A 17856-nucleotide genomic window follows, 5' to 3' on the forward strand; every position below is an offset into this window, starting at 1 on the left:
TCTTATACCCAAAATCTAACATCTACCTAACAACACGTAATATAGTCTCGTATTTCTTCCAACGCCTTAAGTCCCTGGCGCTTATCTCTGCAGGGGAGAATCTGCTCAGCTCGAAGTTCAGAAAGCTTCGGCTCATAATCAATTCCAGCCACTTTCGCATAACGAAGGAGCTGTCTTATCTGCCACTGCATGGTTACTGAAGCGTGGAGTTCTTCAAAAAGTTGCAACGTATCCGGTGTATCTTCTTCCTCGGAATAGACTCCGGAGTTCAAGAGTTGTCTGATCTTCTCTATATATGCGGCAGCTCCTGGGCAAGCCTCATCAGCTTTTTCCCTGACAAGATCGGCTGTGATCCTGCCATCTCCCTTATCGGTTACAAACTTAAGGAAATGCATCTGATGAGGACCGACAAAGTGAGACGCGGCTTCATATATGGCTGCTGCCTCCATGTCGTATAGGACGGGACTTAACGATTCATTCGCAAAGCATCCGATTTTGGTTGTCACGCCATTGCTATCTTTGGTGTTATTACTGCCATCGATGTCACTATCATTTTGATCATCACTAACATCACCGCTTTCCTCAGTCGTGTAAATCTTACTTCCCGTTATTATCACAGCTTCATCAAGCTCTGACTTATATATCATATCCGGGTAAAAAGATCTTCCGCTATCCGTGTTTACTAGCTTATTGCAAAGATAAAGGGGCATATCTGAAAGGCCAACTTTTTGTTTACAAGCTTTGTTTTCGCAACTGTTATCGTCTTTTACAAGATCCTTAGTACCACTCTCTTTTACAAGAGCGCAGCATCCAAAATTTACAATATGCATTTTTTCAAGACAGGAACCATTTACAGACAAGGCATAACCAACCGCAGCAGCTGCATTTATCAGGCCGGTTCCTGTTATATACATACATATATCATTTTCATCATTAATATACTTTTTATAATAATTGCAAGCCTTATCCTGTTTTAGAGCCAAAGCCTTAATAAGCGGCTGAGCCTCAGGATACAGCGCGCAGAATATACAGATCATTATTTATTCCTCTTTCTTAGAGCTATTCGCCGTTTTTTATAGAGTTCATATCATTATAACCTTACATGATATCTGAATTACTTCGCCTCTACAAAACTCATGCAATCTCCACCCACATTATACTACCAGTCCAACAGCCCGCAAAATGGCATTTCACCTTAAATCTGGAACTGCAAAAATCATGCCCCCATAACACTGAATATAAGTGCTTTTAGCAGGAAGTTCACACACAAATCCAGTAATAATCCAAAAAATTTTGAAAATATTATTTTAAACCGTTTATTTATGCTTGTTTTTTTGGGTGTATGGTGCTAGAATGTGCTTAGTTGTTATAAATCCTAATAAAAAGCGGAGGAAAAACAGATGAACAAAGCGGAACTCGTTGATGCAATCGCAAAACAGACAGGTCTTTCAAAGAAGGATTCCGAAAAGGCAGTTAAGGCATTGGTTGATACTGTAACTAAGACCCTTAAGAAGAAAGGCAAAGTACAGCTTGTTGGCTTTGGAACATTCGAAACAGCTAAGAGAGCAGCAAGAAATGGTAAGAACCCTCAGACAGGCGCTTCTATCAAGATTCCTGCAGCTATCGCTCCTAAGTTTAAAGCTGGTAAGGCTCTTAAGGATGCTGTTAACGGCAAGAAGAAATAATTTAGAATCCCCAAGCGGAGCAGAAATGCTCCGCTTTTTTGTTTCGATAACAACGAAAAAGTGCCGATGGCGTCGGCACTTTTTAATGTTCAATCAAATATCACCAGGCACTTTGAGATGTGTGACATCTACCGGTGCAACAATATTACTTTTTGTATCAGATTCCATGAACCCGATGGCGTAAAGCGGATATGTAGTGAATCCTTCGCCTTGACCTATATTAGTATCAGAAAACTTTATTGCCGGATGTGCACCATATTTTTGGGGGTGACTGATCACATACTTCATACTTGTTGCTCTATTGTTGGTAGCCTTGCATTCAACTATTACGGCTTTGCCTTCATCTTCATATAAAAAGTCAAGTTCTGGCGATCCGCTTGGAGCATGAAAATAGTATAATTTCATACCATTTGTAGCAAAGGCAGAAGCAACCATATTTTCAGCTATAGCACCCTTATAGGAACTAATATCTCCTGAAAGGATTTTGGCTGGGACATCATCGCCAAGCTGCGATACAAGTAGTCCTGTATCGCAATAGAAGGCTTTAAATTCTGTGGGAATTTTTACCCCTTCTAATGGGAATGATATCTCCTTTGTGTTAAAAGACTTATAAATCAGGCCAACATCAATAAGATATTGAAGTCCATCAGCTTTTTCAGGTGAATTTCCTTTTACATTTACAAGGCTATACTGGAACTTCTTATATTCTTTTGAAAGCTGTGAAGTCATGGAATCAAGACAGGCCTCTGCTCGGAGCTTAAGCACTTCATTTACTTTGTCATTCCCCTTGCTATCCTTATATCTTCCAAAATCGTCCCTTATTGATTTCAAGATAGATTTTTGTACACTTCTGACAGCATTAAGATCATGAGTCGCAAAGAATTTATTCACAGCCTCTGGCATACCACCAACTATCAGATACTGAAGATATAAAGTTCTCATACTTTCATGAATTGTCTTTTCTATTGTTTCTTGGTTACATATACATTCCTTAACATAATCCAATACTTTCTCATCAATTCCAGTGTTTTTCAAAAATTCACGAAACGAAAGAGGATACATAGATATTTGTTCTTCATAACCAACAGGAATTCCTCTTATATATGGCTCACGAAAGCCTTTAACACCCAAAAAGCTTCCGGTAGCTATGACATCGTATCGCCCATCAATATCCCAATACTTTAAAGAACTTCTTGCATTAGGACAGTCTTGAATCTCATCAAGAATGATAAGTGTTTTATGCGGAATAAATCTGGCTTTTGTTTCCACTGCAGAAATTGACATGACCATCTTATCTACATCGAAATCCCCCTCAAAAGCACTATGTACAGTTTTATTAGCTCTAAGATCAATATATATGCAACTTTCGAAGAATTCCTTTCCGAATTCTCTAACAATATATGTTTTTCCAATCTGTCTTAACCCTCTTATTACAAGTGGGTGATGATCTCGATTTTTCCAATCAATAAGTTTATCCCAGATATCTCTTTTTAACATAGAAAGCCTCCTGTTTGTACCATTATATGACAATTATCGGCTATTTTCAACGGATTCAGCAGCATGAATTGTTGTTTTTCAAAGGATTTTTCGGTTGAATATTTATATTTTTCAAAGGATTCAGCAGCTATGTTTTGACATTTTTAAAAGGATTAAATGCATGTGTTTTGACATTTTCAAAAGGATTTAGTGGTTTTTAGCATCAATAATTGTACTAGTTGTAGCAGTCAAGAAAAGTGGACACGAAAAATGTTTTTTAATTGTTTTCTTTTTCAAAAGTGGACATACGCCACATTTTTGAACAGTTTTCTTTTTCAAAAGTAGGCACACAGAAAATTTTTCATGCCTTTTCTTTTTCAAAAGTAGACACGTCCCCAGAATGCGCTTGTTTACGGCGTTTCTGGACAAACTTTGGTTCCTCTGAGAGGACTCTTTTTTCAAATGTATTTTTCTTCTCTGTACTAGTCAAGAAAAGTAGACACGCTCTGACCACAGTTTATAAAAAAATAATATTATTATCTCTTCCATACTGCCGAAAATAATATAGAATATATTTGTAATTATATTGTACACAATCTTTTGAAAGTAAATATTCCAGTACAGATCAATAAAAAACAGTAATACATACGGATCAATCCTATAAAGATATCTGTACATATCACAGAAAACGAGGTTTTTATGTTATTTTATATCGGCATCATACTTATCGCAGCCCTATATTTCGCAGTCCTGGAGCTATCCAAGAACATCCTCATCAGCTTCGCCATCGGCATCATAGCTTTCGCTACAATGATAGGCCTACGAATCTATCTTAAGAAAAAGAGCCTGCTGACAGTGCGAAACCGCATCCTCATGTGGATAGCATTCCTTGCAGTTCTTTATATTAACTATGCGCTCACTCCCCCGCCCTACAAGAACGTACCGGCAGTGGATAACAAGAATCCTGACGTGACAGGCGTTGTCAGCATCGCACAAGGCGACCTTACCGGAGTATATAACGAAGATCACTCGGTAAAAGTATACGCAGGCATCCCGTACGCAAAAGCTCCCGTGGGCGATCTTAGATTCAAAGAGCCCCAGGCTCCTGACAGCTGGGAAGGCGTAAGAGCATGCGACGAGTTCGGACCAATAGCTATGCAGTCACGAAGCAGCGTCATCATGGACAGCCTTTCCCATATCCTTGGATGGCACGACTATCAGGTCAAGATCGGTGATGAATATCTCGAAGCCATGAGTGAAGACTGTCTCTATCTCAACGTCTTTGCCCCCGAAGATGCAGGCGACGAGCCGCTTCCAGTTATCTTCTACATCCACGGAGGAAGTCTTTCTACAGGCCACAGCTCCTATACAGAATACAGAGGCGAAGACCTTGCAAAAAGAGGCGTCATCTTCGTCAACTTCGCTTACCGTCTCGGCGTGTTCGGTTACTATACTGCCGACGACCTCAAGGCCGAGTCAGCTAACGGCACCACAGGTAACTACGGGCTTCTCGACCAGATCGCGGCTCTTCAGTGGGTATACGATAACATCGAAGCCTTCGGAGGCGACCCGGAGCGAATAACTATAGCAGGAGAATCCGCCGGTGCATCCAGCGTCAACGCATTATGCGTCTCTCCTCTCACGAAAGGTCTTTTCACATATGCCATCGCAGAGTCAAGCGGAATCGTAGCCTACACTCCTTACCACACCTTGAGAACCTACGACGAGGCCATAGAACAGGGCGATATTGTGAGAAAAGAATTTAATGTTTCATCATCAGATGAACTCAGAAACATCCCTGCGGAAGAGCTCCTTACAACAAGCTCCAAGCAGACATCCATGACAATAGACGGCTACGCCCTTACCGAGATGCCCTATCTCACTTATCAAAAAGGCGAAAACCACGAGCAGGCTCTTCTAAACGGATTTAATGTAAAAGAATCTGATGCCTTCCTTCTAAACACAGAGGCAACCAGCGAAAACTATGTATCACTCTTAGAAGAAGACCTTGGCCCATATGCATCTGAAATGGCAAAAGTAGTGCCAGCAGACTCTCCACAAAGAGATCAGCACTTCATAGTTGACGCCATGGGAGATGCCAAAGGCGCGCTTAACATATGCTATTCGGCTCTATGGTTTAGCTATTCTCACTACGTTTGGAATAACTACCTTATAGCTCAGAATGTACCATGTTACGAATACTATTTTTCTAAAACAAATGATGTACTTTCAAATTATCACGCAGGAGAACTCCCCTACGCCTACGGAAACCTCTGGAGGCACCCAGGACTTTATAGCGAAGAAGATTACGAACTCTCTGAAATAATGCAGCAGTACTGGGTTAACTTTGCTAAAACCGGCAATCCAAATGGGGACGGCCTTCCTGAATGGAAAATGAGAACAGCTGATCAGGACAAACTCCTGCAGCTGGATACAGAAATTAAGATGATCGATGATCCTAACGCAGAATTGTACAAGATCATCGATATGTATCAGGAATCAACGATTTCATGAAAAAACTCCCATCTGGGAGTTTTTTATTTTCTCTGTCATATAATCTCTATAAGTAAAAAAGCCAAGCTCAACGCTCGGCTTGGTCCCAAGTGTTATTCGCACCTGGCAACTCTGTTAAATATATAATACCATACGTACTTTATTCCTCTCCAATCACCGCATTCGGATTACGCCTGTGAATCTCCGAAAGAATCGTATCAACAGCTTCGTTAACACCCTTGAAGAGCGCATTCATCATGGCAATCTTATGCTTCCTGCCATCTCTTGTTACGACTGTGACAAATACACTATGTACGCCCTTATAAGAAGCATCAGACCTATATGCCCTCGCAACCTCCTCATAAGGAATAAATGCCAGATCTATATCCGCATAGACGATACGCCTCGGCGTGAGGTAAGTATTTGCAACCTTAATAACCATCGTAGCGGGATCCAAAAGCTCATTGTCTATCATCTGTAACTGAGTATCAGAAATACCATGCAGTGTCTTATTGAAGCTTACAAATCCCTTAATTCCCATTAAGAGGAACAGAAATGCAAATAATGCAAGTACTAAGCCAACATATACACATATCATAGCCATTCTCACAGGATACATGTACTGTATGCAAACGCCCTTATAGTAGTCGTCAAAAGACTCTTTTGTCCAAGGTTCTACATTATCAGGAAGCTTATCATTAAAGTGCTCTATGATAGTCTCCTTATCACTGTCACTTATCTTAAGAACAGATCCAACAACATGGAACTCGCCATCTTCAGCAATCCCATCCATCATATCGTCATACCAGTCTTTGCCGGCTCGCATAATGTAGAATCTGTCGCCATCATTTATTTCATAGTACGTCACATCATCCGAATATCGGCATATCTTTACAGGGCGCTCTACGATATCAACATATGAAGCCTCTCCAACCTTAATTGTCTCATCCTCATAATTTTCAGCCAGCGAGGTAGCATTCTCAAAGCCCTGTGTTTTTAAATGATGCATCAGGACAAAAGAAAAAATCGTAAGTACCAGGAATATACATCCAATAATATTGAATCTAATGATCAGTTTATACTTCTTTTTTATCATGACCGACCTCCTGTTGAACGCTCAGCTCTCCCTCCTCGGAGCTTTCACCTTTCTTCTTGCCATATGCATACTCTAGGATGAGACAGACTCTTGAAATTTCTCTGCAGATAAGCATCACTCCTCCAATAAGAAATAGGATAAAGAGATTAATTACTGCGTCTCCGAATATGATTCTTGAAACCAATATAATAATAAGCGATGCATTAAGCAAGGTCCAAGACCCCTTCCAATCAAGGTCATTAGTGTCGTACAACTGACATATCGCGATATTCTCAGCTATTATTTCTACTGTAAAAAATATTAAATATACAGTGGTTAAAACCATACCACTATTATGATACTTGCCATGAATACAAACAGAAAATACAATTTCAAGAATACAGATTCCCGCGAATATCACAAAATGCTTACTCGGATTCTTTTTTTCTGAAACACTGGTTCTAACTACAAAGCTTGAAAAAAGCAAAATTACTAGTATCTTGACAAAATCTATATAATAACCATATATACCGTCTATTTTACCTGTGAGGCTTCCATACACATACAAATATAAGCTAAAAGGTATATAAAAAGCATATACAAGTGGTATACATTTCAATAAAATATCTATAATCCTATTTTTACTTAAACTCATTACTTTATGTCGTTCTCCTCTTTTAACGTACTCAGATCGTAATATACAAAGTCGATGTATATGTTACCCAAATAGTCGATAACTCCGTATTTGCCATCTACGCCAACTATAAAGAGAACATCGCTGTCTTTGACTTCTTTCATATAGTCATAAGTATCTGTTACCTTATTACCATCCTTATCGCAGAAAAAGTTTTTACCATCTTTATCCTCAATTTTAAAAACGTAGGGATACTCAGTCTCCCCTTCTACAGAGTAGCAGCTTATATATTTGCAATAATCTCCCAGAACATCATTACCTTCATAGTCTAAAAGCCTGTAATTAGCATCCATATCTCTTGCAATAAATCTTTCAGGGCCGCTCTTAACAGATATATAACCATACACTGGTTCGATAATTGCTTCCCCATTGTTATCATATACTCCGTAATAACCATCAGGGCGATAGTCTTTATCTTCCGAAGAGATTATTTCTGCAATGAAAAAATCATCATAAATACTTATAGTGTACTTGGCTGTCAATAAAGTAACACCGTTGTTGTAAAAATATATCTCACTATTCCCACTCCATTCCTCGATACAGGCATAATAGTCATATATTTCTATATTTCTGTAACTCGTCTTATAAAGCTCATTATAATTAAGGTCTAATAAGCCATAATCTATGTAATCAGGATATCTTGTATATTCTTCAGTTATAATGACCCCTTTATCCATATGGCTAAAATCACAATTATCATATCTGGCAGTTGTCAGCCAGTTACCGTATTTATCAGCAAAGCCATACATACCGGTTTGAGCGTCAAAAAGGAACAAATTACCATCATCCAGACAAAATGAATTATTAGTAAGCTCAACATCCTCAGTTGTAAGATACCTATGTGTTTTACCTACTGACATATTCATCGCATAATCTTTAGGTGAATCGAAAAGGAAGTCCCACCAGAAAGAGACTACATAATTCTCTTTAGAAAAGCCCGCATTCGGGCCATAACGAAATAATAGCGCCGCCATCACACCCGCAGCCACTATAAATAAACCGAATACAATCCGGCTTTCTTTCTGATTTTTCTTTTGTTTTGTTGTCATAAAACTTATCCCCAAATAAAACTTTAATCATTAAAACCAATTCATTCTACCTTAAATCGATAGCATTTACAAATTGCACGGTATACAATAGCAAAGCTCCCGATATAGTGTTCGCACCACCATATCAGGAGCTTTAAATACTACTTATTTAACAGCTTAATCTTAACCTGCTTTTGAAAAAACGCTGCCCCAAAGCAGAGAATCTGTTCGTAACCATAGAGTCCTTCCGCATATTTCTCAGTAATGATCTGGTCTATGGCTTCATCACAATCTTTATCCATATCAGATTCTTTGTCTGACTTTTTAGCCTCGATGATAATGGCTCTGCGGTTATCATCATCTTTCAGCAAGATGTCTGGCCTTCCGAGGCCTCTCTCCTTGTTGGATTCAACTTCGTAGCCAATTCCAACGAAGGCTCCTGCAAGAAAGGCATGATAGTAATCTTCGTGATAATCATTGTAGCTTATCGTCTTCCACAGAAGATCTGACAGAGCCTTTCCGGCTTCAATTGCATCTCCTCTCCAGAAAGCTTCCATCATGCTTTTTTGTTCATTCCTGTCGACTGTTTCTTTGAAAAGTCTGACAACGGTATCTTCAAAGATAGATGATATCTCTTTGTTAGGAATTTTTAATTTCACTGTATCATCATATTCTTCAGTATCTGCTTTCGTTATATATCCTGTCATCAAGAGAACGCTCCAGAGATTGTCCTCAGAGGAATGAAGCGTGTCATAGGTCAGTTCATCCGAAATCGTCTGAATGATCGTGCCACCATTCATGAGGATTTCGAATTTTCCTTTTACCTTGAAATCAGTTCTTTTTACAAAAGTAAGTAAAATAGAGTTATGACTTGTATTCTTCCAATAGTTCTTAGGAGCTGCATTCTTGCGTTTCTTGAGAGCTGAAAGATAGTTTATTACATCCCACGGACAGTATAGATAACTATTACCAAAAACATACCCGTCGTACCACTCACCAATAAGTTCGGCCTTCTCCAATCTGTCAGCCGCTTTGAGGATATCTTCAACCTCTTTTTTGGAAAAGCCAAAGTATCCGGAAAAGTCTTCATCAAGCACAGAGTATGAAGCAAAGTTATTGGTACCAGTAAAAATACTTTCCTTGGCAATCCTGAGGCAACCTGTTATAACTGCAAATTTTAAAAGCTCATTATCCTTAAGCGCTGTGCTCATGATGCCTTTGATGACATCGAGCATATCTGAATAGTAGTTATTAGCCGGAGTATCCTTTTCGCTCGCCTTAGCCAGAGGAACATCGTATTCGTCTATGAGAAGGATTACGGGCTTGCCATAGACTGCGTTTAGCATACGCATGAGGGTTTTTAAGGAGTTTTTAACCTCGCTTTTTTTAGCCGTACCAAACATCAATCTTTCAAATATGTCCTTGTCTGCAGGATTAACAGAGTTGCTTTCTCCTATATCCGAAAGATCCTTGCATATGTCAGCCAGACGAGATTCTAACATTTTATAGGCATCATCAAAATTCTCAGCCTCAACATCCTTAAAAGACACAAACAACACCGGATACTGATTCATCCACTCTTCACAGAACGACTCATGCTCAGCTATCGCAAGATCTTGGAACAAGGCTTTACTATCCTTACGGATATTAAAGAAGTTCTCCATCATGCTCATCATCAATGTCTTACCAAAACGACGCGGCCTTGTAAAAATCGTGACTTTGTTATTAGTTTCATGTACAAGCTCATACACGAGCTCAGTTTTATCTACATAATATGCCTTTTCCCGGCGAAGAGCTGCAAAGTCAGATTCTCCTACACTGACTTTGAAAGCCATACTCATACCTCCGTTCAAAATCCAATTATCCGCATAGCACTTGCCGCCACATCCCCAAACTGCCCCACTGACTGCCTGGCTATATACAATGAGTATAGTCCCACAACAAGCGCGATTATAGCGATTATCAGAACCATGATATTATAGGAATCCCCTTTATTCAAATTCCTGATTTCATTGTAGCGGTAGCACAGAAGCATATAGAAGATAAGGCATATCAGAACTATAAGCCCGGACTCTAGCCTCACATTATTCACCAACATAAAGATGATAAAAGCAAAGATAACAGCGAATGACGCCTTGATCAGAAAGCCCTTTATTTTCCCACCCCTGTTTATGAAAAAAGGAGTCACGATAACCGGAAGAAAGGCGACAACTGCAAAAATGATCTTGAGGGCAAGGTCGTATTCATGGAATGCTCCCAGCTTGAAGAAATCCTGCATGGTAAAAACTGTATAGCACGTCATAAGTTCGAATAATACAATACTCCCAAGCACGAGCTTAATGATCATCTCGACTGCCTCTTTATAATTCGAGGCAAGATCATTTTTCTCAGCTTCTTTCCTATCTACGCGCTCCCTGTTGTCCAAAATCTTCTCAATGTCAGCGTCGCTATAGCTCGGAACCGAATTATCCTTAAGATACTTGATTATGTCGTCACGAAACTTCTGGTTACTTTCATTTATGGCGTTCACAACATCAAGATCGCACAGCTCCCTGTTGGCAGCGACCTCATCCGCCATTCTCCCTGCAACTTCTTCACAGAACTTCTCATAGATGGTGCTTCTCTTCTTCTCAAGCATCACGCGCCCCCCGCTGGAATCTCTGAAATTTTCGCTTATCTGTTTTTTATTGGGTCATTTATTGGGTCATTTATTGGGTCACGATGACCCAATAAATATTTTCTCCACCACATCACTACCATTATAACGCATTTCCCGTTATGAATCTTCACAATCCTAAAACAAACAAAAGCCCGGACATTACATCCAGGCTTAATACACACATCATTATGGGAAAAGATCATTTCAGCAGATTCGCAAACTCCAGCGCCTTCCCCAGATCCCCGTCAACCTTCAGTTTCCCAACCGTAAAAGCAGCCACAGGATCAAGCTTCCCCGAAATAAGATCACAATCATGTACACCTCCACTATCATATAGCTTAGTATAGTGCCTCCATAACGTAATCTAAAACTTGTGCATCCATAGCTTCATCATCTATATAATAAGCATTTTTTTCCCTAGAGCTTAAGATCAGTCTATCTTCATTTAGGTATTTTTGATGGATCATTGTCTTCGGAAGTGGCATCTCATATACCAAATCAAACTCCTCAAAAGGTGCCTCGTAATTATAGACGCTCTGTCTCACAAACTCTCCGGCGTATAACCACTCCATGTATCCCTTGTCGAATGTTTTATGCTCCGGAAGTCTTACCTTATCGAAAATATCCTCCGGTAAATTGTGTCTGGCGATTACCACTAATCCGTAGGCGTATTGACAATGAAATTTCGCGAAAGCCGTCAAATAGCCTCGACGAGAGTGATTTTCACATATTATCTGCAGATTATCCGAAAGCATGACAGCATCCTCTTTAAGAATAGCCAAAAAGCAGGCTACATATGCTCTGTACCATTTGCCATCTTTGGATGCTATATACTTTTCAGCATTGGCTATAACTGTTTGCTCATCATACTTTCCCTTGTATAGAATACATTGCAAAAGAGATGTGGCATTCACCAGCATAGGATTGCCATTGGCAGCTAATGGTAAATCCTCCGGACATGCATTATAAATCTCGCCATAATCAGCACAACAAAGATAAGGGATTACACTGTGCGCTATGAAACAATGATCGCAGCTTTCTGGAAAATGCCATGATAGTTCGCGCTTATTGTAAGTAAAAAATATCTGTTGCATCCGCCCATAGTCTTTAGCCTTGGCCGCGGCCTTTAGCTCATCCAATAGGGCATCCTCCTTAACAAAAAGCCCAACACTCGAATTGTGCCATCCACCTATCATATGTCTGTGATACTCTCTGTCTGTTTCAACCGTCTCTTCCAGAGCACTATTTCTATAGTAATTTAAATCTTCAAAATGTTCTTTTTCAAATTCTAACATTCCTTTTTTCCCTTCCGCTTTTGACCCCTTTTTGACTGCCCTCTCGAGACAATTTTTATTTATCACAGCTGCAATGATTACATATTTCGAGTGACATTTCGGGTGACATTTTGAGTGACATTTACATCCAGGCTCTTTCTATCTCCTAGTCTTCGCCAGTCTCAATCATCCTCATAATCTCACTATTTCGCTCCAAAAGATCATAAATCCCATCCTCAGAAAGAACCCCACGCTTTATATCAGCAGGAATCTCGCCCCGCTCATCCATGGCAAAGTCCTCTTTCCACTGGTCACTGGAATAGTAATCTTCAAGCCTTCGAACCTTGTCCTGCAAGCTCTTATAATTATCGATAGCCCTCTCCAATGAATCCTGCGCAGCGGTGACCTCATCGAAGATCTCTTCCATCTCTGAAATACGCTTAATCTCCCTATTCATAACACCTCTCATATCTGTTAAAAAAGCCCAGACATTCCATCCAGGCTTTCCTACATCCGATCAATATCAGATCATCTTATACTCTTCAAGAATCTTCTTTACAGCCTCCACTGTAATGCCACACTTCTTGGCAATCTCCTCTATTGGCATACCATCTTCAAAACGAGCGATAACTCGTCCCGTCTCAATACCCTGCTCTTTACCTTGCTCTATACCATGCTCGTTACCAGCTTCCCAACCACGATTAAACTCTTGATCCAATTGTTCTTTGTAAGTCATATACTCTTTCCTCCAAAGGCTCTTTTCTATGGCTTCTTTGACTTTAGCATCAATCCTGGATGTCAGATTACTATCCGCGTCTTTGCCTGCCAGATAATCTATCAGAGACTTCATATCTTCTGATACATCATCTTTGTCGCCACCGGCACAGATAAAGGTTCTGTTTGTACCATCATCAAGTAAAAGATTCTCTACTTCCCTGCACATAGGCTCGAATGAATATTTGTGATATCCCATTTTGAAAAGATCAAATGTACAAAGAAAAATGATATAACTATCAGGAAGTTCCTTGTATTCCTTACCTTTCTCCAGGTAATCAACATCTATCATTCCCTGATAGTATCTGCTTCTAAGAGGAAGCTCCAACGTATCAGACCTCTGCATTTCGATGTCGTAGACAGTCTTCTCATCATCCTCAAAATACACATCAAATCTTACGCCGTGGCCATCTTCCGAAACCTTGATAGCCTTCTGCTTTTCTGTCTTAACGATGCTGCCAATTTTGCGTCCAATGACAAGTTCAGTAAGTTCTTTGCACAGGTCTTCATTCTCCTGCAGAATCTTACAGAACATAAAGTCATCTTGGAACTTTAGTTCTTCATAGTCCTTCATTAGTATCTCCTATTATTATAAAATTGGGGAATGTACTGTGCAACTGAATTGTTGCAACCATCTCGACTGAGACGTTATCAGAAATTCCAACGAAGGATATTTTAACATCGGCATCTGTCTAAGTAAAGAATTTTATTAGTATACCATTTTGTTTGGATGTTTGTTGTATTTAAGCATAATGATAGATATACTCAAATGTGGTACACTTTTGCTAACGCGAGGGATCCGCGGTCATTTTTCGCAGTTTGAGAATTATTTGTGAATGGAGACTAAAATGGCATTAACTTACATAGATGACCTATTCATGTTACAAGTCAGATTATTTAGATTAGCCCAGGTACGCTGGAATAAAAATCCGAAAGAATGTGAGGCGATCTTTAATAAGTATGATATTAACTCATATATTGAAACTTGCTATGAAGAATACCATGTTCAGGGTGACGATGCCAATTTTGATGATATTGAAAACTACCTGACTAATAAAGGTTGGACATTATGCAGACAAAAAATGAATGTAAGTAAGTATGATTATACAATGCAGCTTTTAGCAGCTATGGCATCTATCAACCTTGCAAGACAACAGAAAATTTCCAAAACAAAAGCGTTTTTTAAATTCATGAAATCTCAAACTGGTGAGATGCTTTTTGATGAGTCCACTGATATGTGGATGAATGGTCCGGATTATATTGCAGATGAGTATAGAAGAGAGATGTTAGGCAAAAGAAAGCATCGCTCTACCACCTAAAAAAGCCCAGACATTACATCCAGGCTTTACATGATTACTAATTTGCATTATGCTTTCTTGCATATATAAAGCAGATGATTAGTATTTCCAAGAAGTTCTCTCTTTTCACAAACTGATAAGTACCATTTTGAAATAGATTCAAAGTCCTTGTCAGATACCGAGAAGTCAACCCTGTGCTCAAGAGGCTCTATAAGGCCGTCTACACCTGTAGTTGTGATATGCTCTATCTCTTTTTTCTCAAACAGGTTTTCAAACTCAGCAACATCATAGCCAGTAAAGAGCTGCTCTTTGAAGTGTCTGACTTTATGATCATCCGTGAAGTTTTCAGCCTGTCCCTCTGACCAGTTGCCATAGAAATAGTTGGAATACATGATCGCGTATACAGAGATGAATGCAAACATGATAGTTCCGCCTTTTTTGGTCACTCTGATAGCTTCATCTATAGCCTTTAATCTTTGATTGCATTTATTCTTGTATAATAATGTGTTTCATCTTCATGATGTATGTACGCGCCGTTCTTTAGTTGAACCTTTAAACTTGCCGGATTATCTTTGTTAACAGAAAGATATACTTCATGAATACTAATTTCGCGGGCTTTTTTTAGAGTCATTGCAAGTCCTTTGGTAGCATAACCCTTGCCTCTATACTTGGGAGATATACAGTAGCCGATGTGACCTGCGCCTTCTCTTAAGGCATCATTTAGGCAGTGACGCAGGTTAAACACGCCTACATATTTATCAGTATCTACTAAAACGAAGGTTGTATCTGGAACAAAACCTTCCGGAAGCTCCCTTCCCATAGACCAGTTTCTCTTCTTCTCGATCCATTCAAGGAACTGTTCATAGTTATAGCCGTACACGCTGTTAATATAACCATTCTCGTTTTCCGGAAAAGTCATATAAAGCTCATAAGTCTTCTTGTAATCTGAGTCCTGTACTCTTACTAGTTCCATAATATTCCTCCTGTTATATAAAAAATTAAGCCCCATCAAACGTATGTTTGATGAGGCTTATAAGCAGGTGTTATGCATATACTGTTATCAGCTTATGCCTATTCCTTGATCCTCATCGACTATACCAAAAGTAAACCCCTGATTATTATTATTCACGGGTGTTTCGGGAGTATTATTAAAATTGTCAACAAGGATATAAAATGTCATATTGATATTCTCCGCAAAAAGCATTCGCACACGCTACACAGCTACTGCTTTTCGATCAAATGTTTTCTGTTAGTATACTTTCAGCTTTTGTGATTGTCAACTATTGTTAACTTAACACGGTACAACATTTAATATACTATAATCCCCATCACCGCTGCGATGCATATAAGTCCTATAGGCGATATGCCTGACTTCAGCACCTTCCTGGAGCCAAAATATATAATAGCCAATACAGCACAAAAAAGAGCGGCCTTAATATCTGGGGTAATAGACATCCCTTTAATGATGGTATTTTGTAATATCATGCTGACACCCATAGCCAGGATGATACCCATAATGCAGGGTTTTAAACCTCTAAGCACTGCCTGAACATAGGGACTATCCAAAATACTCTTAAGTAAGATCATAATAAGTATGATGATCACAAAGGCAGGAAGAGCTACAGTGAAGGTTGCAAGAAGCGCTCCCGGGATTCCTGCTGTCACGGCGCCTACGTATGTAGCCATATTGATCATAAGAGGTCCCGGCGTACTCTCGCTCACAGCTATCATGTACGATAACTTCTCTTCATCAAGCCATCCGTAGTGTAGCACCACATCTCTTATAAGAGGGATCGCTGCATATGCTCCGCCAAAAGAAAATAATCCCACTTTTAAAAATCCAAAGAAAAGATCTATATAAATCATCATCTGCTGCCCTTCCTGGTAGTCATATTCCTGATACTGTATATAAGCAGACTGCAAAGACCTGCCACCAGCATCAGCGTAATGGATGATATCTTGATAGCGCAGATATTCACAGCCATCATGATGACAAAAACTGTTATCAATACAGTAATCTGAAAAGGCCTTTTTGGCATCTTTTTGATCATCTTAAGAGCCGCATCCAGTATAAGCAGCCCAACAGCTATCTTGATCCCCTTAAATGCGCTCGCTATCCATGCTATCTCAAGGAAGCTGTCCAGAAACATGGAGATCATGTATATGATGATAAAAGATGGAAGGATCACTCCTACAGTAGCTGCAATAGCCCCCATCAGCCCGCGCTTCTTATATCCTACATATGTCGCGCAGTTTATAGCTATAGGCCCCGGCGTTGATTCTGCGATGACTGTTATATCCATCATCTCATCATGGGTGATCCACTTCTTCTTATCAACGCAGATATCCTGTATCAGCGAGATCATGGCATACCCTCCGCCAAAGGTAAAAAGACCTATCCTTGCAAATGTCAAAAAAAGCTCAATAACCAAAACATCCTCCGAAAAACAAAAAGTTCAATAGCCAGATCCCCTCCATAGATCATAAAAGTTCAATGACTGCAACATCCTCTAAATATCAAGAAAGTCAGAGATCAAGTTCCAGTGAATCCGATATATAATACTTAAAGCCATGCGCCTTGCAATAACGGCGTATCTTCATGGACAAAAGCGGATCATCAGTGTATTCCAAAAGGTATATATCAATGCCCTCATCTGCATACGTCTCTATATAGTCCTTAAAATATTCCTCGTCATCTGCAGCAGCTTCATGGAACGCTTCCTCGTCCCAGTCAATACTTGTAAGTACGGATTCCTGATTGATACCTGTTATGATATCATCTGCATCCCCGCCTTCATCTGTATATGCAGTAACAAAAGCATCTCCGCCGTTAACAACAACCTCTGCTCCTGTAGCTATGAGACCTTTCATGATAACAGTAAGTCCTTCAAAGATCTCCTTTTCAGGATACTGATAATAGACATCACAATTATCTACAAAAAATCCATCTATTCCTTTGTCCAAAAGGTCAGGCGCCAGTATATCAAGGATGAACTCCTGCCATCTGCCTGAAGAGACATCTACCCACTTCTCTTCTTCCCAGTGTTCATAGACATCAAGTGTCAGATCTTCATATTCATCATAATAATCACGGAACGATTCTATAGAGCCAACGTTTATATAGCTATAAACCTCATGGCCCTGCTCCTTGAAATCCTCTATATCCTCTTTGTCAAAATACTGGGCATCTATCACCACCGTCTTATAATCCGAAAGATCCTCAAGATCGCCATCATAGCTTAAGAACACGCCGTACTCACCCTCCCCATAAGAGCAGGCTGATAAGGCCAGTGCTGATATAATTGTAGCGACTATTAAGTTATATTTTTTCATTCATACCTCGAGTTCTTCTTGATCAGATGGACGCTGGTTCCAGTTCGTGTATGTATGTACCGGCATA

Annotated in this window: 19 protein-coding genes; 3 read left to right on the forward strand and 16 right to left on the reverse strand. The window is 39.7% G+C overall.

The features are described from left to right. Positions 1 to 26 precede the first annotated feature (26 nt). Positions 27 to 1037: a hypothetical protein gene (locus tag WAA20_RS12790; RefSeq protein ID WP_073386348.1), complete on the reverse strand. Its 1011-nt coding sequence runs from the start codon at positions 1035 to 1037 to the stop codon at positions 27 to 29. A 363-nt stretch (positions 1038 to 1400) separates the two neighbouring features. Between WAA20_RS12790 and WAA20_RS12795 the strand changes: the two genes are divergently transcribed. Next, positions 1401 to 1685, forward strand: a complete 285-nt coding sequence (locus WAA20_RS12795; protein WP_073386346.1) for an HU family DNA-binding protein — start codon at positions 1401 to 1403, stop codon at positions 1683 to 1685. Between the two features lie 93 nt (positions 1686 to 1778). Here WAA20_RS12795 and WAA20_RS12800 read toward each other — a convergent pair whose 3' ends face one another. After that, the gene (locus WAA20_RS12800) at positions 1779 to 3182 is read right to left on the reverse strand and encodes an AAA family ATPase (protein WP_073386345.1); all 1404 of its coding nucleotides are present in this window, start codon (positions 3180 to 3182) and stop codon (positions 1779 to 1781) included. Between the two features lie 678 nt (positions 3183 to 3860). Between WAA20_RS12800 and WAA20_RS12805 the strand changes: the two genes are divergently transcribed. Then, positions 3861 to 5675 (forward strand): carboxylesterase family protein, encoded by a 1815-nt coding sequence (locus WAA20_RS12805; RefSeq protein ID WP_073386343.1) that lies wholly within the window; start codon positions 3861 to 3863, stop codon positions 5673 to 5675. A 139-nt stretch (positions 5676 to 5814) separates the two neighbouring features. Here WAA20_RS12805 and WAA20_RS12810 read toward each other — a convergent pair whose 3' ends face one another. The 9 genes from WAA20_RS12810 to WAA20_RS12850 all read right to left on the reverse strand — a co-directional run bounded on the left by WAA20_RS12810 (position 5815) and on the right by WAA20_RS12850 (position 13732). Then, complete coding sequence (locus tag WAA20_RS12810; protein WP_073386341.1) at positions 5815 to 6750, reverse strand: hypothetical protein; 936 nt, start codon at positions 6748 to 6750, stop codon at positions 5815 to 5817. After that, on the reverse strand, positions 6731 to 7384 hold the full coding sequence (locus WAA20_RS12815) for a hypothetical protein (protein WP_073386339.1): 654 nt from the start codon (positions 7382 to 7384) through the stop codon (positions 6731 to 6733). The genes WAA20_RS12810 and WAA20_RS12815 overlap by 20 nt, the downstream gene beginning before the upstream one ends. Then, positions 7384 to 8472, reverse strand: coding sequence for a WG repeat-containing protein (locus WAA20_RS12820; protein ID WP_073386338.1), 1089 nt, complete (start codon positions 8470 to 8472; stop codon positions 7384 to 7386). Before WAA20_RS12820 ends, WAA20_RS12815 begins: the two co-directional genes overlap by 1 nt. Positions 8473 to 8612: 140 nt before the next feature. Then, a complete protein-coding gene (locus tag WAA20_RS12825; protein ID WP_081373721.1) occupies positions 8613 to 10286 on the reverse strand; it encodes an AAA family ATPase in 1674 nt (557 codons plus the stop codon). A 14-nt stretch (positions 10287 to 10300) separates the two neighbouring features. After that, the gene (locus WAA20_RS12830; RefSeq protein ID WP_073386335.1) at positions 10301 to 11089 is read right to left on the reverse strand and encodes a hypothetical protein; all 789 of its coding nucleotides are present in this window, start codon (positions 11087 to 11089) and stop codon (positions 10301 to 10303) included. 220 nt (positions 11090 to 11309) lie between these two features. After that, positions 11310 to 11474 (reverse strand): SCP2 sterol-binding domain-containing protein, encoded by a 165-nt coding sequence (locus WAA20_RS12835; protein ID WP_081373720.1) that lies wholly within the window; start codon positions 11472 to 11474, stop codon positions 11310 to 11312. Continuing rightward, on the reverse strand, positions 11449 to 12405 hold the full coding sequence (locus WAA20_RS12840) for a hypothetical protein (RefSeq protein WP_073386332.1): 957 nt from the start codon (positions 12403 to 12405) through the stop codon (positions 11449 to 11451). The genes WAA20_RS12835 and WAA20_RS12840 overlap by 26 nt, the downstream gene beginning before the upstream one ends. Before the next feature lie 145 nt (positions 12406 to 12550). Further along, the gene (locus WAA20_RS12845) at positions 12551 to 12841 is read right to left on the reverse strand and encodes a DUF4298 domain-containing protein (protein WP_073386330.1); all 291 of its coding nucleotides are present in this window, start codon (positions 12839 to 12841) and stop codon (positions 12551 to 12553) included. 66 nt (positions 12842 to 12907) lie between these two features. Continuing rightward, a complete protein-coding gene (locus WAA20_RS12850; RefSeq protein ID WP_073386328.1) occupies positions 12908 to 13732 on the reverse strand; it encodes an Rpn family recombination-promoting nuclease/putative transposase in 825 nt (274 codons plus the stop codon). Positions 13733 to 14006: 274 nt separating this feature from the next. On the opposite strand from WAA20_RS12850, the gene WAA20_RS12855 reads away from it, so the two are divergent. Further along, a complete protein-coding gene (locus tag WAA20_RS12855; protein ID WP_073386326.1) occupies positions 14007 to 14477 on the forward strand; it encodes a DUF3791 domain-containing protein in 471 nt (156 codons plus the stop codon). A gap of 47 nt (positions 14478 to 14524) precedes the next feature. On the opposite strand, the gene WAA20_RS12860 is transcribed toward WAA20_RS12855, so the two are convergent. The 5 genes from WAA20_RS12860 to WAA20_RS12880 form a co-directional block, all read right to left on the reverse strand. Then, positions 14525 to 14902 carry a hypothetical protein gene (locus WAA20_RS12860; protein WP_167562680.1) on the reverse strand — a complete coding sequence of 126 codons (378 nt, stop codon included), beginning with the start codon at positions 14900 to 14902 and terminating at the stop codon, positions 14525 to 14527. Between the two features lie 23 nt (positions 14903 to 14925). Beyond that, entirely contained in the window at positions 14926 to 15429 is a 504-nt protein-coding gene (locus tag WAA20_RS12865; protein ID WP_073386322.1) for a GNAT family N-acetyltransferase, read from the reverse strand. A gap of 335 nt (positions 15430 to 15764) precedes the next feature. Next, positions 15765 to 16325: a chromate transporter gene (locus WAA20_RS12870; RefSeq protein ID WP_242951150.1), complete on the reverse strand. Its 561-nt coding sequence runs from the start codon at positions 16323 to 16325 to the stop codon at positions 15765 to 15767. After that, on the reverse strand, positions 16322 to 16888 hold the full coding sequence (locus WAA20_RS12875) for a chromate transporter (RefSeq protein WP_073386321.1): 567 nt from the start codon (positions 16886 to 16888) through the stop codon (positions 16322 to 16324). The genes WAA20_RS12870 and WAA20_RS12875 overlap by 4 nt, the downstream gene beginning before the upstream one ends. A 94-nt stretch (positions 16889 to 16982) precedes the next feature. After that, entirely contained in the window at positions 16983 to 17789 is an 807-nt protein-coding gene (locus tag WAA20_RS12880; protein ID WP_073386319.1) for an endo alpha-1,4 polygalactosaminidase, read from the reverse strand. Between the last annotated feature and the right edge of the window lie 67 nt (positions 17790 to 17856).

The sequence above is a fragment of the Butyrivibrio fibrisolvens genome, assembly GCF_037113525.1.
Classification (GTDB): domain Bacteria; phylum Bacillota; class Clostridia; order Lachnospirales; family Lachnospiraceae; genus Butyrivibrio; species Butyrivibrio fibrisolvens.